We start from the raw sequence: 22626 nt of genomic DNA on the forward strand, positions 1-22626 counted from the left end.
AGGGCGCTTGCACTACGCTTGCAGGCTCTGACGAGGGTGAGCGGAGGTGGCCGCGTGGAGTTCCGCGTCCTCGGCGCCGTCGAGGCGTGGGCCGGTGGCGTCCCGGTCGATCTCGGCTCGCCCAAACAGCGGCTCGTGCTGGCGGTTCTGCTGCTGGAGGCGGGGAAGCCGGTGCCGCGCGACCGGATCATCGACCTGCTCTGGCCCGAAGAACCCCCGGCCAGTGCGCGCAACACCGTGCAAGCGCTCGTGTCCAGGCTGCGCGCGGTGTTCCGCGGCGCGAGCGGGCCGGAGATCGTCTCCGAGGGGACCCGGTACCTGCTCAAGGTCGATCCGCGTCAGGTCGACCTGCACCGCTTCACCGAGCTGACCGCGCAAGCCCGCGACGCCGACGACGAGACCGCCGTGGAGCTTTGGGACGAGGCGCTCGGCTTGTGGCGCGGCGAAGCGCTGTCCGATGTGGTGAGCGGCGAGGTCGCCCAACGGCTCCGCGGCGGCATGAACGAGGCACGCTGGACCGCGTTCGAGGATCGCGCCGAAGCGCAGTTGCGGCTCGGCCGCGGCAGGCAGGTCCTCGCGGAGCTGACCGAGCTGGTCGCCGCGCACCCGCTGCGGCAGCGGTTCGTCGGGCAGCTCATGCTCGCGCTGCACCGCGAAGGCCGCACCGACGACGCCCTCGAAGCGTTCCGCGCTCTGCGGGACCGGCTCGGTACCGAACTGGGCCTCGATCCCTCCCCCGAGCTGCGACGGCTGGAAGCCGCCATCCTCGCCGCCGATCCCGCCCTCGAACCCGCGACCAGGCCCGAGCCGGTCCGCCCGGCCCAGTTGCCACACGACGTCCGGGGGTTCGCCGGACGGGCGGCCGAGCTGGGACGGCTCGACGAGGCGACCCGGCACCCGGGCGAGGGCACCGACATCTGGGTCATCAGCGGGACCGCCGGGGTCGGCAAGACCGCGCTCGCGGTCCGCTGGGCCCACCGCGTCCGCGACGCGTTCCCCGACGGCCAGCTCTATCTCGACCTGCGCGGCTTCGACCCCGACCACGAACCGCTCACCCCGGCCGTCGCGCTCACCCAGCTCCTGCAGGCGCTCGGCACCGCGCCCAAGGCGATCCCACCGGACATCGACACGCGGGCCGCGTTGCTCCGTTCCCTCCTCGCCGACAGCCGGGTGCTGCTGGTGCTCGACAACGTGCGCGACAGCGGACAGGTGCTGCCGCTGCTGCCGCCTTCGGGCACCGTGCTGGTCACCAGCCGCCAGCGGCTCGGCGACCTCATCGCCCGCACCGGCGCCCGCGCGCTTCCGCTGTCCGTGCTGCCCGCCGAGGACGCGCGGCATCTGCTGGAAGCCGTGCTTGGCAGCGAAACCGTCGCCGCCGAAGCCGTCGCCGCCGCGGAACTGGCGCGGCTGTGCGGGCATCTCCCGCTCGCCCTCCGGATCGCGGCGGCCAACCTCGGCGCCAGTGGCGAACCCGAGATCGCCGAACTCGCCCGCGAGCTCGCCGGCGGTGACCCGCTGGCGGAGCTCACCGTTGACGGAGCCGAAGAAAGTGCCGTGACCACGGCGTTCGGCGTCTCCTACCGGGCGCTTCCCGACGAACACCGCGAGCTGTTCCGCCGTCTCGCGCTGGTTCCCGGCCAGACGTTCACCGCTCCCGCCGCGCAGGCGCTGACCGGCGTTCCGCATGCGAAGGCGAACCAGCAACTCAAGGCGCTCGCGGCGGCGCACCTGGTCGAGCGCTACACCCCGGGACGCTACCGGTTTCACGATCTTCTCCGCAGTTTCGCGGCGGGCCGCACGCTGTCCGAGGACTCCAAGGCCGAACGTGACGCCGCGGAAAGGCGGCTCTTCGAAAGCTACCTGAGCACCGCCGACGCCGCGGGGCGTGCCCTCATCCCGCACTTCCTGCGCCTGCCGCGCGAAGAACCGACGGACAAACCCTTCGCCGACACCGAAGAGGCGCTGGCCTGGCTGGACGCCGAATGGCCGAACCTCGCCGCCGCCGTCGAGCACAGCGCCGAACACGGCCCGCCCGAGTTCTCGTGGCATCTCGCCGACGCGCTCCGCGCCTTCTTCCACCAGCGCGGGCATCACGCGGAATGGATCGACACGGCCTCGACCGCGCTCAAGGCCGCCCGCCGCAGCGACGCCGGGCAGGCCCAGGCCGCGATGCACCTGAGCATCGCGCTGGCCTGCGTCAACAGCGGCCGCTACGACGAAGCCCGCGAACACCTCACCAGCGCCCTGCGCGGTGATCTCCTCGACGGCTGGGACGCCGGCCGCGCGGCCGTGCTCAATAATCTCAGCGCGGTGCACCAGCGTCTCGGCGACCCGCAGGAAGCGATCCGCTGCGGGCTGGAATCCCTGCGGCTGTGCGAAGAACTCGCCATGCCCGCCGTGTCGATGGCGCTGGCGAACCTCGGTTTCCCGTACTGGCAGACGGGTCAGCTCGACGAGGCGCTCGCCAACTTCACCCGCGCGCTCGCCGTCTCCGAGCGGGACGGCGCCCGGTTCAGCGTCGCGGTGCTCCTTGTCGACCTCGGCAACGTGCACCGCGACCTCGGCCTCCTCGACGACGCCTACGACTTCTACACCCGCGCGCTCGCGGCCAACCGCGAGCTGGGCTACACCTACGGCGAGGCGACCGCGCTGTCCGGCAGGGCCGTTCTCGAAAGCAGGCGGGACCCGAGCGAGCAGAACCGCGCGGACGCGCTCGAAGCCGTCGAACTCACCCGCAAGATCGGCGACCGGGGCACCGAAGCCTGGACGCTCGTCGGGCTCGGCGAGGTCTGCCTGCGGCTCGGCCTGCCCGAGGAGGCGGCCGAGCACTATCGGCTCGCGTTGTCCATCGCGCGGACGACCAGCTTCTTCTGGTGCGAGGCCGCCGCGCGGACCGGGCTCGCGGAAACCCTGCTGAAACTGGGAAAGCACGCGGAAGCCCGGACCCATGGCGGGCTGGCGCAGGAGCTCGCCGCGCGCTCGGGTTACCGGCTCGTCGAGGAACGCGCGAAGCTGATCCTGGACGAGCTCTAGCTCTTGGTGTCGTACGACTTCACACTGGCGGCGATCGCCGCCGTGATCGCGGTCAGGACGGCGAGGATGATCGTCAGCGCCATCGCGGTGCTGTCGCTGTCGTCGAAGCTGAAGAGCCACTTGACCTGAGCGCCCAAGGGCGTGCCCCACACCAGGGGCGCCCCCACGAAGACCGCGACCACGTAGAACGCGCAAAGCCCGAACAGTGTCCACGCGCCGGGAATCCGGCGGGCGAACGTGAATCCCCCAGCGATCACCAGGACCGCGGCGGAGACGATGCCGCTGACCATGTTCTGCACCGTGATGCCCGCCGGGCGGCCGTCCGACTCTGTGGCGACGATGACGTTGTAGAGCGCGAACCAGACGAGCATGACGGCGGCGAGCAGCGCCAGGATGCCGGCGATCATCGCCGCCGCGGCGTTGGCCCTCGGCTTGGGCCGCGCCGTCTGGCCCCACGGCGGAGGTCCACTCGGCGTCGGCTGGCCGGACTGCGGAAAGCCGGGCTGCGGTGGATTCGGCTGCATCCGCACTCCTCGCGCGTTCGGCGGCACGGAACCGGCCGCCTTTCGTGGTTCGTGGCCACGGTAGCGAAAAGCGGCTCGCGGCGGGCCGCTTATGGCAGGAAGCTGCCTTCGCGGTGTGGTGGCGCCGCGCGGGTGGCGGTTTCGCGTGACTGGGTGGACGACTCGCGGCGGAGCTCCGGTCACGTCGTGTCGTCCATCCGATCACGCGAGTCGTCCACCGGATCACGCGTGTTGTCCGTTCAGACACGCGAAACGCCGGCATCGGTACAGGGGGTCGTCAATGGTAATTGTCGTTGGAACGGCCGTGGTCAGACGCGAACCTCGTCCACGCGGACCGGGCGGCGTTCGCGGCGCGAGACCTCGCACGCCTCGGCGATGTAGAACGCCTCCAGCGCGTCCGCCGCACCGCACGGGCTCGGCGCGCGACCGGCGGCGACGTCGAGGAACGCCTTCAGCTCGCTGATGTACGCGGGACGGAAGCGTTCCATGAACCCGGGATAGGCCGGGCCGGGCAACGGCTGGACGCCGGGTTCCACCGAGGTCAGCGGCGCGCGGTCGTCCAAGCCCACCACGACGTTGCCCGCCGAGCCGAGCACTTCCAGCCGGACGTCGTAGCCCGCGCCGTTGTAGCGCGTCAGCGAAACCACCGCCAATGTTCCGTCGTCGAGCGTCAGCGTCGCGGCCGCGGTGTCGACGTCACCGGCGTCGACGAAGAACCGCTCGCCCTTGTTGGCGCCGACCGCGTAGACCTCGACGACCTCGCGGCCGCTCACGAACCGTACGACGTCGAAGTCGTGCACGCCGCAGTCGCGGAACAGGCCGCCGGAATGCGCGACGTACTCGGCGGGCGGCGGGGCCGGGTCGAGCGTGGTCGCGCGCAAGGAGTGCAGCCAGCCGAGTTCACCCGAGGCCACCGCCGCCCTGGCCGCGGCGTAGCCCGCGTCGAACCTGCGCTGGAAACCGATCTGCACCGGCACGTCGGCGCCGGAGATCTTGTCGATCACCGCGAGCGTTCCCGGGATGTCGGCGGCGACCGGCTTCTCGCAGAACACCGGGATGCCCGCGTCCACGGCCTTGAGGATCAGTTCCGGATGGGCGTCCGTCGCCGCGGCGATCACCAGACCGTCCAAAGAGGACGCGAACAGCGAGGGGATGTCCGCCGCCGCTTCGACGCCGAGTTTCGCGGCAGCGGCCTGGGCACGGGCGGCGTCGACGTCGGCGACGACCACGGAGGAGACCTCGTCGAAGCTCTTCAGGGTCTCGGCGTGCGAAGTGCCGATCCGGCCGGTGCCGGCGAGTCCCAACCTCATGTGGTTACCTTTCTGGAGCGGCGGTGGTCGAACGGACCACCAGCGACGGGTGCAGCAGATGGCGGACCGGTTCGGCGCGTTCGCCCCGGACCCGCTCGAGCAGTGCTTCGACGGCCAGCCTGCCCATTTCCGTGCGCGGCTGGTCCACAGTGGTCAGTGAGAGATGACGCAGCGCGGCGAGCGAGGTGTTGTCGTAGCCGACCACGGAGACGTCCTCCGGCACGCGAAGGCCCACCTCTTCGAGCGCGGAGATCGCGCCGACGGCGTTGAAGTCGTTGCCCGCCACCAGCGCCGTCGGCATCCCTCCTTGCGGAGGGTCGCTGAGCAGTTCGTGCACGGCCTTCTCCCCGGCGGTGTCCGTATGCTCGCTGCGCACGATGATCGGATGCAGCCGATGCCGCCGCATGGCCTGCTGGTAACCCCGGCGCCGGGCCGCCGCACCGGCCGCGAGCCCACCGTCCAGATGCGCGATCCTCCGATGCCCCAAGGAAACCAGGTGATCCACGGCGAGCGCGGAACCGGCCTCGCCATCGTCGTTCACCGTGTCCACGCCCGCGGCGCGCGAAGTGCGCGACACCAGGACTACGGGGCCTTGCGCGGCCGCTTCCTCGATCGCCGAAGCGGGCACCACCGGCGACAGCAGGATCACCCCGGCGGGCCGGAAGGACAGCAAACTCTTCAGTGCGGCGCGTTCACGCGCGGGACTGCGGCCGCCGGTGTTGAGGATCAAGTGGAACCCGGCCGCTTCGGCCGCCGCGTCCAGCCCCTCGACGACGTCGGCGAAGAACGCGTTGCGGAGATCGGAGACCATCACGCCGAGGACGGTCGACGTCCGGCTCGCCAAGGACCTGGCCATCGCGTGCGGTTCGTAACCCAGCGCGTGCGCCGCGCACAGCACGCGCGTGCGCCGTTCGTCGGAGACGTTCGGCGCGTTCCGCATCACCAGGGACACGAGCGCACGGGACACCCCCGCCTTCGCGGCGACGTCCTCCATCGTCGGTCGCGCCATTTCCACTCTCCCCCTGCTCTTGCACCCCTGCCCTTGACTTTACTGTGACGGACGCTACATGATTAGAGCGCTCTAATCAATAGAGCGCTCTAATCCGATCTCCCGGAGGCCGCCGATGACAGCCACGACACCCCGGATCCGCATCGCCGCCGCCCCGATCTCCTGGGGTGTCTGCGAAGTCCCCGGCTGGGGCCGCGTGCTCGACGCGGGCACCGTACTGGGCGAAATGGCGGAGCTGGGGGTGCGCGCCACCGAACTCGGCCCGCCCGGGTACCTGCCGCGTGACCCGGCCGCGTTGCGCGAACTCCTCGGCGGGTACGAGCTCGAACTCGTCGGTGGTTTCCTCGCCGTGGTACTGCACGAGAATCCCGAAGCCGCGCTGGCCGAGGCCGAGGAGTCCGCAGCGCTGTTCGCGGCCTGCGGTGGCGACGTGCTCGTGCTCGCCGCCGCCACCGGTCTCGACGGCTACGACGACCGGCCGAAGCTGAGCGACACCGAATGGACGACTCTCGTCGAAACCTCCGGCGAGATCAAGGGAATCGCCGCGCGCCACGGCCTTCGCACGGTGCTGCACCCGCACGTCGGGACGCACGCCGAGACCGAGGAAGAGGTCGAACGCTTCCTCGCCGATTCCGCTCTCCCGCTGTGCCTGGACACCGGGCATCTCCTGATCGGCGGGACCGATCCGGTCGCGCTGGCGAAGCGATACCCCGAACGGGTCGGCCATCTACACCTCAAGGACGTGCGCGGCGAACTCGCCGAAGACGTTCGCGCCGGCAGGCTTCCCTACGCCGAGGCCGTGGGCAAAGGTCTGTATGTCCCCCTTGGTGACGGGGACGTCGACATCGAAACGATGGTCAGGTCCGTCCACGAGGCGGGCTACGACGGGTGGTACGTGCTCGAACAGGACACCGCGCTGAGCGAGGGGAGCCCGGAGGATCTGCCGAAGCGGGATGTGACCAGGAGCCTGGCGCATCTCGACGGAATCGTCAGCCGGCTCCCGGCTGCCAGGTAACGGAAGAAGCGAGGAGAGACGACGATGTCCCATCGCTTGAAGAAGGCTTTGGCGGTCGTGGCGGGGCTACTGCTCCTGTCCGCGTGCACCGGGCCGAAGGCCGAGGAGAAACCCGCCGCGGGCGCGGGCCCGGCGACGACGACCCAACCGAGCGGGCCGCTGCGGGTCGCGGTCATCTCGCACGGCACGGCGGGCGACGCGTTCTGGAACGTGGTCAAGAACGGCGCCGAGGAGGCGGGCAGGCAGCTCGACGTCCAGGTCGAGTACAACTCCGACGGAGACCCCGGCAACCAGGCCAAGCTGATCGACAACGCGGTCGCCCAGCGGGTCGGCGGGCTGGTGGTGTCGATGGCGAATCCGGAGGCGCTCAAGACCTCGATCGAGAACGCGGTCCGCGCCGGGATCCCGGTCATCACGATCAACTCCGGCGAGGACAAGAGCGCGGGCTACGGCGCGCTCACCCACGTCGGGCAGAACGAGACCATCGCCGGCGAGGAAGCCGGGAAGAAGTTCCGGGAACTCGGCAAGAAGAAACTGCTCTGCGTGGTTCACGAAGCGGGCAACGTCGGGCAGGCGCAGCGCTGCGACGGCGCCAAGACCGGTTTCGCGGGCGACGTGCAGACCCTGCAGGTCGACATCAGCAACCCCACCGACGCCGAATCCCGGATCAGGGGCGCGGTGCAGACCGATGCCTCCCTCGACGCCGTTCTGACGTTGAACTCCCAGGTCGCGGCTCGGGCGGTGAGCGCGATCAAGGCGGTCGGCTCGACGGCCCAGGTCGGCACGTTCGACCTCAACACCGACGTCGTCGGCGCGATCAAAGCGGGCGACGTGGTCTTCGCGGTCGACCAGCAGCAGTACGAGCAGGGCTATCTCCCGGTGCAGTTCCTCAAGCTCTACCGGGACAACGCGAACGTCGTCGGCGGCGGGAAGCCGGTGCTCACCGGGCCCGACCTGGTCGACAAATCCACTGTGGACACCGTCGGCCAGTACGTGCAAAGGGGCACGCGATGACAACCACCATGCTCGACGAACGGATCGCGAAACCCCGGCTGCTCGACCGGCTGGTCGTCCGCCCCGAGATCGGCGCGTTACTCGGCGCCGTCGTCGTCTTCCTGTTCTTCACCCTCGTCACCGACCAGTTCTTCAGCGGCAGCGGCGTGGCGACCTGGCTCGACGACGCCTCGACGCTCGGCATCATGGCGGTCGCGGTGTCCCTGCTGATGATCGGCGGCGAGTTCGATCTCTCGGCGGGCGTGATGACGGCGTCCACCGCGCTCGTCACCGCCACACTGGCGACACAGGCGGGCTGGAACGTCTGGCTCGCGCTGTTCGCGTCGCTGGTCTTCGCCCTCGCGGTCGGCGCGTTCAACGGCTGGCTGGTGATGCGCACCGGGCTGCCCAGCTTCATCGTCACCCTGGGCACCTTCCTGGCGCTGCAGGGGCTCAACCTCGGCGTGACCCGCCTGGTCACCGGCACCGTCCAGGTGTCCGGGATGCGCTCGACCGACGGCTACGAATCCGCCGGTTTCGTCTTCGCGTCCACAGTGGACATCGGCGGGACGGCGTTCCAGATCTCCATCCTCTGGTGGATCGGGTTCGCCGTGCTGGCGGCCTGGCTCCTGGTCCGGACCCGGTTCGGCAACTGGATCTTCGCCGTCGGCGGCTCCGCGCAGAGTTCGCGCGCGGTCGGGGTCCCGGTGGTGCGCACCAAGATCCTGCTGTTCATGACCACCGCGCTCGCCGCGTGGCTGGTCGGCTCGATCAACATCCTGCGGTTCGCGAGCGTCCAGGCGAACCAGGGCATCGGGCTGGAGTTCCAGTACATCATCGCGGCCGTGATCGGCGGCTGCCTGCTGACCGGCGGGTTCGGTTCGGCGATCGGCGCCGCCATCGGCGCGCTGATCTTCGGGATGGCGCGGCAGGGCATCGTGTTCGCCCGCTGGGACAGCGACTGGTTCATGCTGTTCCTCGGGGTCATGCTGCTGTCCGCGGTCCTGGTCAACAACGCCTTCCGGCGGCGCGCGGAAAGGGTGCGGCGATGAGCCATCTTCTCGAGGTCAAGGACGTCGGCAAGACCTACGGCAGCGTGATCGCGCTGCGCGACGTCTCCACCGTGGTCGACGCGGGCGAGGTCACCTGCGTACTCGGAGACAACGGCGCCGGCAAATCCACCCTGATCAAGATCCTCGCCGGGGTCCATCAGCACGACCGGGGCGAGTTCCTCGTCGACGGCGAGCCGGTCAAGTTCGCTTCGCCGCGTGAGGCGCTCGATCGCGGAATCGCGACGGTGTACCAGGATCTGGCGGTCGTCCCGCTGATGAGCGTATGGCGGAACTTCTTCCTCGGCTCCGAACCGACGGTCGGGTTCGGCCCGTTCCGCGCGCTCGACCGGAAGAAAGGCCGGGAAACGACCAAGAAGGCGTTGTCCGACATGGGCATCGACCTGCGTGACGTCGAGCAGCCGGTCGGCACGCTGTCCGGCGGCGAGCGGCAGTGCGTCGCCATCGCACGGGCCGTGTACTTCGGGGCCAAGGTCCTGATCCTCGACGAGCCGACGGCCGCGCTGGGGGTCAAACAGGCGGGTGTCGTGCTCAAGTACGTCGCGCAGGCCCGTGACCGCGGGCTCGGCGTCGTGCTGATCACGCACAACCCGCATCACGCGTACCCGGTGGCCGATCGCTTCCTGCTGCTCAAACGGGGCGCGTCGCTCGGCGCGTACGAGAAGTCCGAGATCGATCTGGCCGAGCTGACCCGGCAGATGGCGGGCGGCGCGGAACTGGAAGCCCTCGAACACGAATTGCGAGCCGCGGAGTCCCCTTCATGACCGCTCTCGAAGCACTGACCGTCGGCCGGGTCGGGGTGGACCTCTACCCCGAACAGAGCGGCGTGCCGCTGGCCGGGGTCAGCACCTTCGCCAAGTCGCTCGGCGGCACCGCGACCAACGTCGCGGTCGCCGCCGCGCGGCTCGGCCGCTCGACGTCGGTGCTGACGAAGGTCGGCCCGGACGGTTTCGGCGAGTACGTGCGGCAGGCGCTGCGGGAGTTCGGCGTGTCCCCCGAGCACGTCGGGACGTCGGCCGGATTGCAGACACCGGTGGTGTTCTGCTCGCTCGACCCGCCCGCGGATCCGCCGCTGCTGTTCTACCGGTCCCCCATCGCCCCGGACCTGACCATCACCGAGAACGACGTGCCCTGGGACATCGTGGAATCCGTTCCACTGCTGTGGGTCACCGGCACCGGTGTCTCCGTCGAACCGGCGCGAGGCACCCAGCGCAAGATGCTCCAGCGGCGCGGACGCCGGTCGCATACCGTGCTGGACCTCGACTTCCGGCCGATGTTCTGGCCCGACACCGAGACCGCGCAGGAAGAGATCGGCTGGATGCTCGACCACGTCACGGTCGCCGTCGGCAACCGCACCGAGGCGGAGGTCGCCGTCGGCACGGCGGACCCCGACGAGGCCGCGTCCCGGATGCTGGCCAGGGGTGTCGAGCTGGCCGTGATCAAGAAAGGCGCGGACGGGGTGCTGGTGGCGACCGCCGAGGGCCGCTGGACCGTGCCGCCCCAGCGGATCGAGGTCGTCTGCGGGCTCGGCGCCGGGGACGGTTTCGGTGGCGCGCTGATCCACGGTCTGTTGTCCGGCTGGGATCCGGTGCGCATCGCCACCTACGCCAACGCGGCGGGCGCCCTCGTCGCCTCCCGGCTCGCCTGTGCCGACGCCATGCCCACCGCCGACGAGATCGAGGAGTTGCTGTGAGCAAGCTGCACCGTCCACTCGGGACGCTTTCGGACGAGCGTGACCCGGTCCGGCTCACCCCGGACTCGGCGGGCTGGACCTACAGCGGCCTGCGGGTCCTCTCGCTGGCCGCCGGGGAGTCCAGAGTGGTGCGCACGGGCGAGTACGAAGCGTTCGTCCTGCCCCTGTCCGGCGCGTGCACCGTCCGGGTCGACGGACAGGTCTTCGCACTCGACGGGCGGGATTCCGTGTTCACCCGCGTCACGGATTTCGCCTATGTGCCACGGGATGCCGAAGTCGAGTTGTCGACAGCCGCGGGAATCGAGGTCGCGCTGCCGATGGCCCGCTGCACCCGCCGTCTCGAACCGCGCTACGGGCCGGCCGGGAACGTGCCGGTGGAGGTGCGCGGGGCGGGACAGGCGACCAGGCAGGTCACCAACTTCGGCGTGCCCGGTGTCTGGGACCACGCGGACAAGCTGAACGCATGCGAGCTGATCACCCCCGGCGGCAACTGGTCGTCGTACCCGCCGCACAAACACGACGAGGCGTCCGAATGCGAGGTCGTCAACGAGGAGATCTACTACTTCCGCGTCGCGGGCCGCGATGGCGTGACCCCTTCGCGCGAAGGGTTCGGCCTGCACCGGACGTACACCTCCGACGGTGAACTGGACGAGGACGTCGCGGTCCGGGACGGCGACGTCTTCCTGATCCCGCGTGGCTACCACGGTCCTTGTGTCGCCGCGCCCGGTTATCCGATGTACTACCTGAACGTCCTGGCCGGGCCCGCCGACGAGCGGTCGATGGCCTTCTGCGACGACCCCGCGCACGGCTGGGTCCGCGAGACGTGGAACGACCAGGAACTCGATCCGCGCTGCCCGGTCACGAGCCACGAAGGGCGGGTCTCATGAAGCTGACCACGGCACAGGCCCTGGTGCGCTGGCTGCTGGCGCAGCGGTCGGAAACCCTGGACGGCCGGGAAGTCCCGTTGTTCCCCGGGGTGTTCGCGATCTTCGGGCACGGCAACGTCCTCGGTCTCGGCACCGCGCTGGAAGAACACCAGGACGAGCTCCCCGTGTGGCGAGGGCAGACCGAGCAGGGCATGGCGCTCGCGGCGGTCGGCTACGCCAAGGCGACGCATCGCCGTCAGGTCGGCGTGGTGACGTCGTCGATCGGGCCCGGCGCGCTGAACATGGTCACCGCGGCCGGGGTCGCGCACGCGAACCGGTTGCCGGTCCTGCTGCTCCCCGGGGACACCTTCATCAGCCGCGCCCCGGATCCGGTGTTGCAGCAGGTGGAGCATTTCGGCGATCCGACGGCCACGGTCAACGACGCCTTCCGCGCGGTGAGCCGGTATTTCGACCGTATCGTCCGGCCGGAACAGCTGCTTTCGACACTGCCGCAGGTCGCCAGGGTGCTGACCGATCCGGCGGACGCCGGGCCGGTGACGCTGGCGCTCCCCCAGGACGTCCAGGCGGAGACCTACGACTTCCCGGACGCGCTGTTCGCGCCGGTGACCCATCGTCCGCAGCGTCCGCGGCCCGATCGCCGGGCGCTCACCGAAGCGGCCGGGTTGCTCCGGACGGCACGGAAACCGTTGATGGTGCTCGGTGGCGGCGTCCGCTACTCAGGCGCCGGTGAACGCGCGCTGGCCTTCGCCGAACGGCACGGCATCCCGGTCACCGAGACCACGGCGGGGCGCACCCTGGTCCCGCACGGCCATCCGCTGCACGCGGGCCCGCTCGGGGTCACCGGCTCGGCCTCGGCGAACGTCCTGGCCGCGGAGGCCGACGTGGTGCTGGCCGTCGGTACTCGCCTGCAGGACTTCACCACGGCGTCCTGGACGGTGTTCTCCCCCGGCGTCCGGCTGATCACCCTGAACGCCGCCCGGTTCGACGCGGTCAAGCACGGTGCGCTGGCCGTCGTGGGCGACGCCGACGCGGGTCTCGTGGATCTGGCCGGCCGGCTGGAGAACTGGCAGGCAGATCCACTGTGGACAGAGCGCGCCTCGGCGGAACGCGGCCGCTGGGACGCGCATATCGACTCCCTGCGCGCCGCTTCCGGCGAGGTGCCGACGTACGCTCAGGTCGTCGGCGCGGTCAACGACCTCTCCGAGCCGCACGACTACGTGATGACCGCGTCCGGCGGGATGCCGGGCGAACTGATCGGCGGCTGGCGCGGATCGGGCTCGATCGGCATGGACGTCGAGTACGGGTTCTCGTGCATGGGCTACGAACTCGCGGGCGCCTGGGGTGCGGCGATGGCGCATACCGAGGGCCTGGTCACCACGATGCTCGGCGACGGTTCGTACCTGATGCTGAACTCCGAGCTGTTCTCGGCCGCCTTCGCCGGACATCCCTTCGTGGCGGTGGTCTGCGACAACGACGGCTACGCGGTCATCGCCCGGCTGCAGGAGGGGCAGGGCGGCAAGCCGTTCAACAACTTCCTCGGTGACTGCCGGAGCACGCACTCCACTCCCCCTCGGGTCGACTTCGCGCGACATGCGGAATCACTGGGATGCGCGGTGTTCACGGCGTCCACTGTGGACGACGTGCGGGCGGCGTACGCGAAGGCGCGGGAAGCCGCGGTGGCCGAACACCGGCCGGCGGTGGTCGTGGTGCGCACCCGGCCGGACTCGTGGACCGAAGCCGGCGCCTGGTGGGAAGTCGGCGTCCCGGAACACCTCGCGGGAAGGGAGGGGTTCGAGCAGGGCAAGTCCGGCCAGGTGCGCTACGTGAACGGTCGCCTTTAGAGGACTAAACGCGGTCGGTGAAGCTGGCGAAGTAGCCGGCCGCCATGTCCTCGTCGCCGTGCCCGGCGTCGGACGCGCGGGCGAAGCGGGCTCGCCCGGCTTCGACGACGTCCATCCGGACGCCGGCGCGGGCCGCGGCTTCGAGCACCAGCCGGGAATCCTTCTCGGCGTTGTCGACCGAGAAGGCGGTGGTGTAGTCGTTCTCGAGGATCGCCGCGGATTTCGCCTGGAAGTAGCCGTTGTCCATCGGGCCGCCGGTGACGACGTCGACGAAATGCCGCGGGTCGACACCGAGCCCTTCGGCCAGCGCGAGTGCTTCGCCGACGCCGTGGGTCAGCGCGATCACCCAGGTGTTCAGTACCAGTTTGAGCCTGCTCGCCGCGCCGGTGCGGCCGTCTTCGCCGACCCACAGCGTGCGCTTGCCGATGGCGTCGAACAGCGGCTGGACCGTTTCGCGTGCCTCGGCGGCGGCCGCCGCCAGCACGATCAGCTGGCCCAGCTCGGCGGGCTGACGGGTGCCCTGCACCGGTGCGTCGACGAAGACGAGACCGTGCTCGTCCGCGTACGCGACCAGTTCGTCGACAGCGTCGCCGACGGTGCTGAGCTGGACCCAGATCGTTCCGGCGGCGGGGGCGGCCGCGCGGATCGCCTCCAGGACCGCCGGGCCGTCGGTGAGGACCGTGAGCACGACCGGCGCGCCCTCGACGGCTTCCGCGGCGCTCGCCGCGACCTGGACACCGTCCCCGGACAGGGCTTCGGCCTTGGCCGCGGTGCGGTTCCAGGCCCGGACCGCGAACCCGGCCTTGCTCAGGTTGCGCGCGACCGGGGCGCCGATGATTCCGGTGCCGAGCACCGCGACGGTCTTCGTCATGACTTGGTCTGCTCCTTGTCGATAGTGGAATGTTCGTTAAAGAACGAGGGCGCAGCGAAGCCGCGCGAGCACGGGCGTTCGGTCACGAAACCTGGAACATCACAACGCCTGGACGGTGGTTTCGACGACTTGGGTGAGCGCCTGCCGGTCCGCGGTCTTTCCCAGCACCCGCAGGCCGTACATCGCGGCGAGAGTGAACCGCGCCAGTGCTCGCGGATCCCGGTCCGGGCCGATCTCGCCCGACTCCCTCGCGGCGGCGAACTCGGCGTGGAACGCGTTCTCCGCCCGTTCGAAGTTGTGGCGGACGCGGGCGGTGACCTCGTCGTCGATCCCGCCGAGTTCGAGGGCGGCGTTGACGGCGAGGCAGCCGCGATGCCCGTCCGAGGTCTCCAACTCGTCGTCGACGACGTCCATCAGGACACGCCTGACCCGCGTCCGGATGGACCCCGGCGCGGCCAGCATCTCCTCGACGCGGGTCGCGGACGTCTCCTCGTAGCGACGCAGCGCCTCGCTGAAAAGCTGCTGCTTGCCCGAAAACGCGTTGTACAGGCTTCCCCGTCCCAGCCCGGTGCCGTCGACCAGATCCTGAGCCGACGTGGCGGCGTACCCCTTGCGCCAGAACGTGCCGACGGCGGCGTCGAGCACTTCGGTGGGATCGAATCCCTTGGGGCGGGGCATACCGACAGCATTCCATGTTCTGTAACGATCGGTCAAATATCGGCCCGGTCGTCCCTTCTTCGCCGCCCTTTGGGGCGACGGCTCTTCTGGAGCGCCCGGAGCCGCCACACTCGAAACCATGATCCCCACTTTTGTCTTCGTGCACGGTTCGGGAAGTTCGGGACACTCCTGGTCGGCGACCCAGCGGGAGATGGCGTCGCGCGGGCATCGGACGCTGGCGATCGACCTCCCCGGCCGGGGCGCGGGTTTCACCACGGCCTACCACGAACAAGACCTCGAAACCTTCGCCACCGAGCCGTCGGTGATGAGCGGCCTGACCTCGGACGACTTCGCCCGGCCGGTGATCGACGCGGTCCAGCGCGTGCGCCACCACGGCCCGGTCGTCCTGGTGGCGCACAGTTTCGGCGGGCTCCCGGTCACCGCCGCCGCCAACGCGATCCCCGAGCTGATCGACCGGGTCGTCTACATCGCCGCGCAGTGCCCGGTGGACCGCGCGCCCGGCGAATACCCCGCGCTGCCCGAGTGGTCGTCGTCCGCTCTCTTCCCCGCGACGGCGCCGCTCCTCGTCGGCGACCCGTCGCGCCAGGGATTCGTCCGGGTCAACTGGCGTGGCGCCGACCGCGCCCAGCGCGACGCGCTCCGGAAGGCCATCTCCGGCGAACTCACCGAAGAGCAGTTCCTCCAGGTCGTCGTGACGAGCCAGCCGGACGAGGTGTTCTGGCTGACCGGGCAGGACTGGGACCGTCGCGCCGACAAGGACTCCTGGGGCAGGATCCCGCACACGTTCGTCAGGCTGACCGAGGACCGGTCGATGCCGCTCGCCGCGCAGGACCTCTACATCGCCGAGGGCGACGCGCTGACCCCGGACAACCCGTTCGACGTCCGCGACCTCGCGAGCAGTCACGCCGGCTTCTTCCGGCGGCCCGCCGGGCTGGCCGGGATCCTCGACGACCTCAGCGTCCGAGCAGGCGCCGGATCTCGGTGACGGCCGCGCGACCCGCCCGGTTCGCGCCGACGGTACTGGCGGACGGGCCGTAGCCGACCAGATGCAGCCTCGGTTCGGCGACGACGCGGGTGCCGTCCATCCGGATGCCCCCGCCCGCCCCGCGCAGGCGCAGCGGCGCGAGATGGTCGATCGCGGCCCGGAATCCGGTGGCCCACAGGATGACGTCGGCCGGCTCGAAGGTGCCGTCCGCCCACTCCACGCCGTCCGGTGTGATCCGCTGGAACATCGGCCGCCGGTCGAGGATTCCCGCGTCGAGACCGGCGCGCACGTCGGGCGTCACCGCCAGATCGGTCACGCTGACGACGCTCTTCGGCGGCAGGCCCTCGCGGACGCGCCGATCGACCTTCGCGACGGCCTCGCGGCCCCAATCCTCGCTGAACGGCTCGTCACGCCAGACCGGCGGGCGCCGGGTGACCCAGCGCGTCGAACGGGTGAAGGGCGCGATCTCCAGCAACAGCTGGACGGCCGACGAGCCACCGCCGACCACGACGACACGTTTGCCGCGGAAGTCTTCGCCGCCGGTGTAGTCGGCGGTGTGCAGCTGGCGGCCGCGGAAGGTCTCCTGCCCCGGGTAGTGCGGCCAGAACGGCCGGTCCCAGGTGCCGGTCGCGCTGATCACCGCACGCGCGGCCCAGGTTTCCGCCGCGCTCGCCACGACCAGGCGATCGTCCTCGGCGGTCACCGACAGGACGTCGACGGGACGGTGGACCGGAAGGTCGTAGGTGCTTTCGAAGCGGCCGAAGTAGTCGGAAACGACGTCGGCCGCGGGCAGTTTCGGATCCGGGGTGCCGAAGGCCATCCCGGGGAGGTCGTGGATGCCGTGGACCTTCTCCACGATCAGCGAGGGCCAGCGGTACTGCCACGCGCCGCCCGGCCGTTTGCCGTGGTCGAGCACGACGAAACCCGTCTGGTTGGCGAATCCCGCGCGGCGCAGGTGATACGCCGCCGACAAACCCGCCTGGCCCGCCCCGATCACCGCCACGTCGACTTCGTGATCCGCCTTCATACCGGGTTCAACGGCTGACGGAAGCCGCTATTTCGTCCGTTGCGTCACAGCCCGCACGATCGCGACGACCAGAAGCACCCCGGCGAGGACCACCAGCACCGGAGCCGCGCGTTTCACCACGGATCCGCCCGCGTACTCCATCAGGTCGATGGCTTCGCCCTCTGTCACCTGCTTGACCGCCTGCAACGGCGGGCGTTCTGGGCGTTCCTGAGGTTTCTCGGGCTCGGGCGTGGTGGCGAGCTTGCCGGACAGGCAGTCGGCGAAGGAGTCGAGGATCTTGCCGCCGACCTCGGAGATCATCCCGCGCCCGAACTGCGCGGGCTTACCGGTGACCGCCAGCTCCGTGGCGACGGCGCCGTGGGTGACGCCGTCCTTCTCGGTCAAGGTGAGCGTCACGGTCGCCGACGCCGTGCCCGCTCCCCGCGCGTCCTTGCCTGCGGCCTTGATCACGACTTTCCTGGCGTCGGCGTCCTTCTCGACGAAGTGGCCGGTTCCCTTGTAGAGCAGGGAGATCGGCCCGAGCTTGACCTTCACCGTGCCCTTGAAGGCGTCCCCGTCGACTTCGGTGACGGTGGCGCCCGGCATGCACGGCGCCACTCGTTCCGGGTCGACGACGGCCTTCCAGACCTCGTCGACCGGGGCCGGGACGGTGAATTCGTGGTCGAGCCGCACGGGCCGACCTCCCTTCTGGATGTGCTCAGGAACCTGCCGCGGCGAGGACCGCCCTGCCGGTCAGCACCCGCGCGAGGTGCTGCCGGTATTCGACGTCGGAGTTGCCGTCGGCCGTGGGGTTCGTGCCCTCGGCCGCGCGTTCGGCCGCGCCGCGGATCGCCTCGGCGGTGGCCGCGCAGCCGACCAAGGCCTCCTCGACTCCGGCGGCCCGCACCGGGGTCGAGCCCATGTTGGTCAGCGCGACCCGCGCTTCCTCGATGGTGCCCGCCTCGGTGCGGACACAGGCCGCGACCGCGACCATCGACCACGCCTGCGCGACCCGGTTGAACTTCTCGTAGTGGGCGTGCCAGCCGGTGTGCTTCGGCACCCGGACCTCGACCAGGAGTTCGTCCGCGGCGAGCGCGGTGGTGAACATGTCCTGGAAGAAGTCCGCCGCGGCGACCGTCCGCCGTCCGTCCTGGCCGGCGACGACGAGTTCGCAGCCGAGCGCGAGCACCGGAGCGAGCAGGTCACCGGCGGGATCGGCGTGCGCGAGGGCACCGCCGAACGTGCCGCGGTGGCGGATCTGCGGATCGGCCACCGTGTCGGTGGCGGCCTTGAGCAACGCGGCGTGCTCGGCGACCAGCGCGTCCCGCTGGACGTCGTAATGCGTGGTCATCGAGCCGATCACCAGCGCGTCGCCGTCTTCACGGACGCCGCGCAGCTCGGCGACCTTCCCGAGGTCCACGAGCGTGGTCGGCGTGGCGAGCCGCATCCGCAGCACCGGCAGCAGGCTTTGCCCGCCCGCCAGCACCTTGGCGTCCTCGCCCGCCTCGGCGAGCGCGCTGATCGCTTCGTCCACTGTGGACGGGGCGACGTACTCGAACGGGGCCGGGATCACTGGACACCTCCGGTGGCGTCGATCGAACCGAGACCGCCACCGGCTTCGGAGCCCAGCCCGCCCGCGGCGGCCGACCCGTGCTGGATGGCGTGCCAGACCCGCATCGGGGTCAACGGCATTTCGATGTCGTTCACCCCGAAGTGCCGGACGGCGTCGACCACGGCGTTGACCACCGCCGGGGTCGAGGCGATCGTGCCCGCCTCCCCGACTCCCTTGGCGCCCAACGGGTTCGTCGTCGACGGCGTCTCGGTGCGGTCGGTGGTGAAGCTGGGCAGATCCGCCGCCGACGGGAGCAGGTAGTCGGCGAAGGTCCCGGTGGTCAGCGTGCCGCCCTCATCGTGGACGGCCTCCTCGAACAACGCCTGCGCGATGCCCTGCGCGAGCCCGCCGTGCACCTGGCCTTCGACGATCAGCGGGTTGACGGCCACGCCGACGTCGTCGACGCAGACATAGGAGCGCAACCGCACACGCCCGGTCTCGGTGTCGACCTCGGCCGCGCACAGATGCGTGCCGTGCGGGAACGAGAAGTTCTCCGGATCGAACGTGTCCGACGAGTCCAGCGACGGTTCGACCCCGTCCGGCAGGTTGTGCGCCGAGAACACGGCCCACGCGATGTCCTGGATGGACGTCGAGGAATCCGTGCCCTTGACCGAGAACTTGCCCGCCGAGAATTCGAGGTCGTCCTCGGCACACTCCATCAGATGCGCCGCGATCGGCTTGGCCTTGGCGAGGACCTTGTCCGCCGCGTTGACCACCGCGATCCCGCCGACCACCAGCGACCGGGAGCCGTAGGTGTCCATGCCCTTGTGCGAGGACTGGGTGTCGCCGTGGATGACCTCGATGTCCTCGAACGGCACGCCGAGTTTGTCGGCGACGATCTGGCTCCACGCCGTCTCGTGGCCCTGGCCGTGCGCGGAGGCGCCGGTGATGACCTCGATCTTGCCGGTGGGCAGCACGCGGATCTCCGCGTGTTCCCAGCCGCCCGCCGCGTAGTCCAGCGAGCCGAGCACCCGCGACGGTGCGAGACCGCACATCTCGGTGAACGTCGAGATGCCGATGCCGAGCTGGACCGGGTCGCCCGATTCCCGTCGTTCCTTCTGCTCGCGGCGGAGCCCGTCGTAGTCGAAGAGCTCCTTGGCCTTGGCGGTCGCCGCCTCGTAGTTGCCCGAGTCGTAGGTCAGCCCGGCCACCGTGGTGAACGGGAACTCCTCGTGCTTGATCCAGTTCTTCTCGCGGATCTCCATCGGGTCCATGCCCAGTTCGACGGCGAGTTCGTCCATCATCCGCTCGATCCCGAACGTGGCCTCCGGCCGCCCGGCGCCGCGATAGGCGTCGGTGAGCGTGGTGTTGGTGAACACGTTGGTGCAGGCGAAGTGGTACGCCGGGAACTTGTAGATCGCGTTGAACATGAACGCGCCGAGGATCGGCACGCCGGGGCCGACGAGGCCGAGGTACGCGCCCATGTCGGCGAGCAGTTCGACCTTGAGGCCGGTCACCGTGCCGTCGCGGTCCGCGGTGATGGTGAGATCCTGGATCTGGTCGCGGCCGTGGTGCGCGGCGACCATCGTCTCCGAACGGGACTCGTTCCACTTGACCGGTTTGCGGAGCCGCTGCGCGATGAGCGTCGCCATCATCTCTTCGGGCAGCACGGCGATCTTGCCGCCGAACCCGCCGCCGACGTCCGGCGCGATCACCCGCACCTTGTGCTCGGGGAGGCCGAGCGTCGCCGCGGTCATCGTCTTGAGGATGTGCGGGACCTGGGTGGCCGACCACATGACCAGCTGATTGCCCGTCGGGTCGACGACGCACGCCCGCGGTTCCATGAACGCCGGCACCAGCCGCTGCTGACGGAAGCGCCGTTTGAGCACGACCTCGGAGTTCGAAATCGCGTCCTCGACGCTGGAACCCGTTCCCGCGTCGGCGGAATCGAAGACCCAGACCGCGTTCTGGTTGGTGCCGAGCTCCTCGTGCACCAGCGGCGCGCCCTCGGCGAGCGCGTTTTCGAGCCCGAGGACGACCGGGAGTTCGTCGTAGTCGACGTCGATCATCTCGAGGGCGTCGTGTGCTTCGGCCGAGGTGCGGGCGACGACCACGGCGACGCCCTCACCGGCGAAGTTCACCGTGTCCGAGGCGAGGATGGGCCGCCTCGGCGATTTCATGTCCGGGGTGATCGGCCACGCGCACGGCATGCCGATGGCGCTCTCGGGGTCGAGGTCCTTCCCGGTGAAGACCGCGACCACACCGGGCGCGGATTTCGCCTCCGTGACGTCGATCGAGACGATCTTGGCGTGCGCGAACGGGCTGCGGAGCACCGCGAGGTGCAGCATTCCGGGCAGGGTCAGGTTGTCGGTCCAGCGGGTCCTGCCGGTGATGAGGCGCTCGTCCTCCTTGCGGCGACGGGCCCTGCCGATCTCTGGGCCGACCTCCGGTTCGATCGTGGAGGTCATCACTCACCACCCGCGCCGACACGGGAAGCGGTGTCCGAAGCGAGCCGCTCGGCTTCGGGACCGGCGCCGGGCCGCATCTCGTGGGCGGCGTCGCGCACCGCGCGCACGATGTTCTGGTAGCCCGTGCAGCGGCACAGGTTGCCTTCGAGCCCTTCGCGGACCGCCTTCTCGTCCGGATCGGGATTGTCGGCGAGCAGGTCGATCGACTGCATGATCATGCCGGGAGTGCAGAAACCGCACTGGAGCGCGTGATTCTCGTGGAAGGCCTTCTGCACCGGATGCAGTTCGCCGTCGCGGGCGAGTCCCTCGATCGTGGTGACCTCGCAGCCGTCGGCCTGGACCGCGAGTACCGAACAGGATTTCACGCTGTGCCCGTCGAGGTGGACGGTGCAGGCGCCGCAGTTGCTGGTGTCGCAACCGACCACGGTGCCCACCTTCCCGAGCCGTTCGCGCAGGTGGTGCACGAGGAGGGTCCGGGGCTCGACGTCGTCTGTGTAGCTGGTGCCGTCGACGGTGACGGTGATGCGCATCAGGCCTCCAAAAGCAAGAGAAACCCCGCGCTGGTCCGGGGTCGTTCGGGAGCGGCCGGTCATTCGGTTGTCACGGACCGACCCCGGAGCGACCGTGATCGGACTCACAGTCGAGCGTGCTACGCAGGGCCTGCCAGGGCAACCCCCACCAGGGGGTGACTCGCGAACGGATCCGCAAGTGCGTTGTCAGGCAAGGGATACCGACGCAGATGCGGAGGAAGCGCGAGTGTCCATTCGGTACTCCGGAGGCCAGGGCGCGTTCGCCCCGGTGACCACGGTGGCGACCCGGTCGCCGGGGATGTCGTGCACGGTCAGCGCGGCCAGTCCGGCGGCCCCCGCGGGTTCCGGCAGGACACCGAGGGTTTCCGCGCCCAGCCGCATGGCCGCGCGCAGATCGTCGTCCTCGACCAGCACGAAGTCGTCCACGAGTGACCGCAGGCGCCGGATGGATTCGGGTTCCGGGGTGCGGATCGAGATGCCACCGGCGAACGAGTTCACCCGGTCGACGGTGATCGGCTCACCGGCCCGCCAGCTCGTCGCCATCGCTTGCGCCGACGTGGTCCCGACGCCGACGACCCGGATGTCCGGCGTGTGCGCCTTGAGCCAGAGCGCGACGCCGGCGATCAGCGCGCCGTCGCCGACCGGGAGCACGACCGTGTCGATCGCGCCCGCCGCCGCCAGTTCCAGCCCGATCGTGCCCGCCCCTTCGGAGATCGCGGGCTCACGGCCGTCGACCACGAAGACTCGGTCCGGCGCTTCGGCGGCGAAGGCGGCAGCGGCGACCTTCACCTCGCCCTCGACCCGGCGTACCCGCGCCCCCAGCGTCTTCATCCGCCGCAGTTTGACCGGGGAGATGTCGGCCGGGACGAACACCTCGGCCCGCAGACCGCGCTTCCTGGCGGCGAAGGCGACCGCCTGCCCGAAGTTGCCACTGGTCCCGCACACCATCGTGGTACCCGGCTCCAGCCCGGCCGCGAAGTAGTCCGCGCCCCGGCCTTTGAAGCTGCGCAAGGGATTCAGCGTCTCGATCTTCACCAGCACGGACCGGCCGAGCCGGGCGTTCAGCTGTTCGTCGCCGTACTGCGGGGAATTCAGGAAAACGGGGTCGATCACCTTTGCCGCCTCAGCGACGTTGTCCAGCTTCAGGTCCATGACACTCAA

At 70.2% G+C, this 22626-nt stretch carries 20 protein-coding genes; 9 read left to right on the plus strand and 11 right to left on the minus strand.

Annotated elements, in window-relative coordinates:
- Window positions 1-54: 54 nt before the first annotated feature.
- Window positions 55-3033: a BTAD domain-containing putative transcriptional regulator gene (locus DMH01_RS01080; RefSeq protein WP_125673253.1), complete on the plus strand. Its 2979-nt coding sequence runs from the start codon at window positions 55-57 to the stop codon at window positions 3031-3033.
- On the opposite strand, the gene DMH01_RS01085 is transcribed toward DMH01_RS01080, so the two are convergent.
- The 3 genes from DMH01_RS01085 to DMH01_RS01095 all read right to left on the minus strand — a co-directional run bounded on the left by DMH01_RS01085 (window position 3030) and on the right by DMH01_RS01095 (window position 5876).
- Window positions 3030-3557 (minus strand): hypothetical protein, encoded by a 528-nt coding sequence (locus DMH01_RS01085; protein ID WP_125673254.1) that lies wholly within the window; start codon window positions 3555-3557, stop codon window positions 3030-3032. The two genes, DMH01_RS01080 and DMH01_RS01085, sit on opposite strands and share 4 nt — an antisense overlap.
- A gap of 308 nt (window positions 3558-3865) precedes the next feature.
- Window positions 3866-4867, minus strand: coding sequence for a Gfo/Idh/MocA family oxidoreductase (locus tag DMH01_RS01090; RefSeq protein WP_125673255.1), 1002 nt, complete (start codon window positions 4865-4867; stop codon window positions 3866-3868).
- A 4-nt stretch (window positions 4868-4871) separates the two neighbouring features.
- A complete protein-coding gene (locus DMH01_RS01095; protein WP_125673256.1) occupies window positions 4872-5876 on the minus strand; it encodes a LacI family DNA-binding transcriptional regulator in 1005 nt (334 codons plus the stop codon).
- A 115-nt stretch (window positions 5877-5991) separates the two neighbouring features.
- Between DMH01_RS01095 and DMH01_RS01100 the strand changes: the two genes are divergently transcribed.
- The 7 genes from DMH01_RS01100 to iolD are packed head-to-tail and all read left to right on the plus strand — an operon-like array spanning window position 5992 to window position 13375.
- Window positions 5992-6891, plus strand: a complete 900-nt coding sequence (locus DMH01_RS01100) for a sugar phosphate isomerase/epimerase (RefSeq protein WP_125673257.1) — start codon at window positions 5992-5994, stop codon at window positions 6889-6891.
- A gap of 24 nt (window positions 6892-6915) precedes the next feature.
- The gene (locus tag DMH01_RS01105) at window positions 6916-7905 is read left to right on the plus strand and encodes a sugar ABC transporter substrate-binding protein (RefSeq protein ID WP_125673258.1); all 990 of its coding nucleotides are present in this window, start codon (window positions 6916-6918) and stop codon (window positions 7903-7905) included.
- Window positions 7902-8936 carry an ABC transporter permease gene (locus DMH01_RS01110; RefSeq protein WP_125673259.1) on the plus strand — a complete coding sequence of 345 codons (1035 nt, stop codon included), beginning with the start codon at window positions 7902-7904 and terminating at the stop codon, window positions 8934-8936. The genes DMH01_RS01105 and DMH01_RS01110 overlap by 4 nt, the downstream gene beginning before the upstream one ends.
- Entirely contained in the window at window positions 8933-9718 is a 786-nt protein-coding gene (locus tag DMH01_RS01115; RefSeq protein WP_125673260.1) for an ATP-binding cassette domain-containing protein, read from the plus strand. Before DMH01_RS01110 ends, DMH01_RS01115 begins: the two co-directional genes overlap by 4 nt.
- Window positions 9715-10647 carry a 5-dehydro-2-deoxygluconokinase gene (gene iolC / locus DMH01_RS01120; protein ID WP_125673261.1) on the plus strand — a complete coding sequence of 311 codons (933 nt, stop codon included), beginning with the start codon at window positions 9715-9717 and terminating at the stop codon, window positions 10645-10647. Before DMH01_RS01115 ends, iolC begins: the two co-directional genes overlap by 4 nt.
- Window positions 10644-11534: a 5-deoxy-glucuronate isomerase gene (iolB, locus tag DMH01_RS01125; protein ID WP_125673262.1), complete on the plus strand. Its 891-nt coding sequence runs from the start codon at window positions 10644-10646 to the stop codon at window positions 11532-11534. Before iolC ends, iolB begins: the two co-directional genes overlap by 4 nt.
- Window positions 11531-13375: a 3D-(3,5/4)-trihydroxycyclohexane-1,2-dione acylhydrolase (decyclizing) gene (gene iolD / locus DMH01_RS01130; RefSeq protein WP_125673263.1), complete on the plus strand. Its 1845-nt coding sequence runs from the start codon at window positions 11531-11533 to the stop codon at window positions 13373-13375. The genes iolB and iolD overlap by 4 nt, the downstream gene beginning before the upstream one ends.
- A gap of 4 nt (window positions 13376-13379) precedes the next feature.
- On the opposite strand, the gene DMH01_RS01135 is transcribed toward iolD, so the two are convergent.
- Both DMH01_RS01135 and DMH01_RS01140 read right to left on the minus strand, forming a co-directional pair.
- Window positions 13380-14246 (minus strand): NAD(P)-dependent oxidoreductase, encoded by an 867-nt coding sequence (locus tag DMH01_RS01135; protein ID WP_125673264.1) that lies wholly within the window; start codon window positions 14244-14246, stop codon window positions 13380-13382.
- Between the two features lie 99 nt (window positions 14247-14345).
- A complete protein-coding gene (locus DMH01_RS01140) occupies window positions 14346-14924 on the minus strand; it encodes a TetR/AcrR family transcriptional regulator (RefSeq protein WP_125673265.1) in 579 nt (192 codons plus the stop codon).
- A gap of 118 nt (window positions 14925-15042) precedes the next feature.
- Here DMH01_RS01140 and DMH01_RS01145 point away from each other — a divergent pair, with 118 nt between their 5' ends.
- A complete protein-coding gene (locus DMH01_RS01145; RefSeq protein ID WP_125673266.1) occupies window positions 15043-15909 on the plus strand; it encodes an alpha/beta fold hydrolase in 867 nt (288 codons plus the stop codon).
- Here the strand turns inward: DMH01_RS01145 and DMH01_RS01150 are convergent.
- The 6 genes from DMH01_RS01150 to DMH01_RS01175 all read right to left on the minus strand — a co-directional run bounded on the left by DMH01_RS01150 (window position 15878) and on the right by DMH01_RS01175 (window position 22617).
- Window positions 15878-16936 carry an NAD(P)-binding domain-containing protein gene (locus tag DMH01_RS01150; RefSeq protein WP_125673267.1) on the minus strand — a complete coding sequence of 353 codons (1059 nt, stop codon included), beginning with the start codon at window positions 16934-16936 and terminating at the stop codon, window positions 15878-15880. The genes DMH01_RS01145 and DMH01_RS01150 overlap by 32 nt on opposite strands.
- A 27-nt stretch (window positions 16937-16963) precedes the next feature.
- Entirely contained in the window at window positions 16964-17608 is a 645-nt protein-coding gene (locus DMH01_RS01155) for an SRPBCC family protein (RefSeq protein WP_125673268.1), read from the minus strand.
- Between the two features lie 25 nt (window positions 17609-17633).
- On the minus strand, window positions 17634-18488 hold the full coding sequence (locus tag DMH01_RS01160) for a xanthine dehydrogenase family protein subunit M (protein ID WP_125673269.1): 855 nt from the start codon (window positions 18486-18488) through the stop codon (window positions 17634-17636).
- Window positions 18485-20935: a xanthine dehydrogenase family protein molybdopterin-binding subunit gene (locus tag DMH01_RS01165; protein WP_125673270.1), complete on the minus strand. Its 2451-nt coding sequence runs from the start codon at window positions 20933-20935 to the stop codon at window positions 18485-18487. The genes DMH01_RS01160 and DMH01_RS01165 overlap by 4 nt, the downstream gene beginning before the upstream one ends.
- On the minus strand, window positions 20935-21465 hold the full coding sequence (locus DMH01_RS01170; protein ID WP_016336316.1) for a (2Fe-2S)-binding protein: 531 nt from the start codon (window positions 21463-21465) through the stop codon (window positions 20935-20937). The genes DMH01_RS01165 and DMH01_RS01170 overlap by 1 nt, the downstream gene beginning before the upstream one ends.
- Before the next feature lie 186 nt (window positions 21466-21651).
- The gene (locus tag DMH01_RS01175) at window positions 21652-22617 is read right to left on the minus strand and encodes a threonine/serine dehydratase (protein WP_125673271.1); all 966 of its coding nucleotides are present in this window, start codon (window positions 22615-22617) and stop codon (window positions 21652-21654) included.
- Window positions 22618-22626: the final 9 nt, after the last annotated feature.

It is taken from the genome of Amycolatopsis sp. WAC 04182 (assembly GCF_003947465.1).
Lineage (GTDB): Bacteria > Actinomycetota > Actinomycetes > Mycobacteriales > Pseudonocardiaceae > Amycolatopsis.

Bases quoted from the DNA above. Each gene is read 5' to 3' on its own strand.
- DMH01_RS01085 (WP_125673254.1), bottom strand. From the start codon at position 3,557: ATGCAGCCGAATCCACCGCAGCCCGGCTTTCCGCAGTCCGGCCAGCCG.
- DMH01_RS01090 (WP_125673255.1), bottom strand. From the start codon at position 4,867: ATGAGGTTGGGACTCGCCGGCACCGGCCGGATCGGCACTTCGCACGCC.
- DMH01_RS01095 (WP_125673256.1), bottom strand. From the start codon at position 5,876: ATGGCGCGACCGACGATGGAGGACGTCGCCGCGAAGGCGGGGGTGTCC.
- DMH01_RS01100 (WP_125673257.1), top strand. From the start codon at position 5,992: ATGACAGCCACGACACCCCGGATCCGCATCGCCGCCGCCCCGATCTCC.
- DMH01_RS01105 (WP_125673258.1), top strand. From the start codon at position 6,916: ATGTCCCATCGCTTGAAGAAGGCTTTGGCGGTCGTGGCGGGGCTACTG.
- DMH01_RS01110 (WP_125673259.1), top strand. From the start codon at position 7,902: ATGACAACCACCATGCTCGACGAACGGATCGCGAAACCCCGGCTGCTC.
- DMH01_RS01115 (WP_125673260.1), top strand. From the start codon at position 8,933: ATGAGCCATCTTCTCGAGGTCAAGGACGTCGGCAAGACCTACGGCAGC.
- iolC (WP_125673261.1), top strand. From the start codon at position 9,715: ATGACCGCTCTCGAAGCACTGACCGTCGGCCGGGTCGGGGTGGACCTC.
- iolD (WP_125673263.1), top strand. From the start codon at position 11,531: ATGAAGCTGACCACGGCACAGGCCCTGGTGCGCTGGCTGCTGGCGCAG.
- DMH01_RS01135 (WP_125673264.1), bottom strand. From the start codon at position 14,246: ATGACGAAGACCGTCGCGGTGCTCGGCACCGGAATCATCGGCGCCCCG.
- DMH01_RS01140 (WP_125673265.1), bottom strand. From the start codon at position 14,924: ATGCCCCGCCCCAAGGGATTCGATCCCACCGAAGTGCTCGACGCCGCC.
- DMH01_RS01145 (WP_125673266.1), top strand. From the start codon at position 15,043: ATGATCCCCACTTTTGTCTTCGTGCACGGTTCGGGAAGTTCGGGACAC.
- DMH01_RS01150 (WP_125673267.1), bottom strand. From the start codon at position 16,936: ATGAAGGCGGATCACGAAGTCGACGTGGCGGTGATCGGGGCGGGCCAG.
- DMH01_RS01165 (WP_125673270.1), bottom strand. From the start codon at position 20,935: ATGACCTCCACGATCGAACCGGAGGTCGGCCCAGAGATCGGCAGGGCC.
- DMH01_RS01170 (WP_016336316.1), bottom strand. From the start codon at position 21,465: ATGCGCATCACCGTCACCGTCGACGGCACCAGCTACACAGACGACGTC.
- DMH01_RS01175 (WP_125673271.1), bottom strand. From the start codon at position 22,617: ATGGACCTGAAGCTGGACAACGTCGCTGAGGCGGCAAAGGTGATCGAC.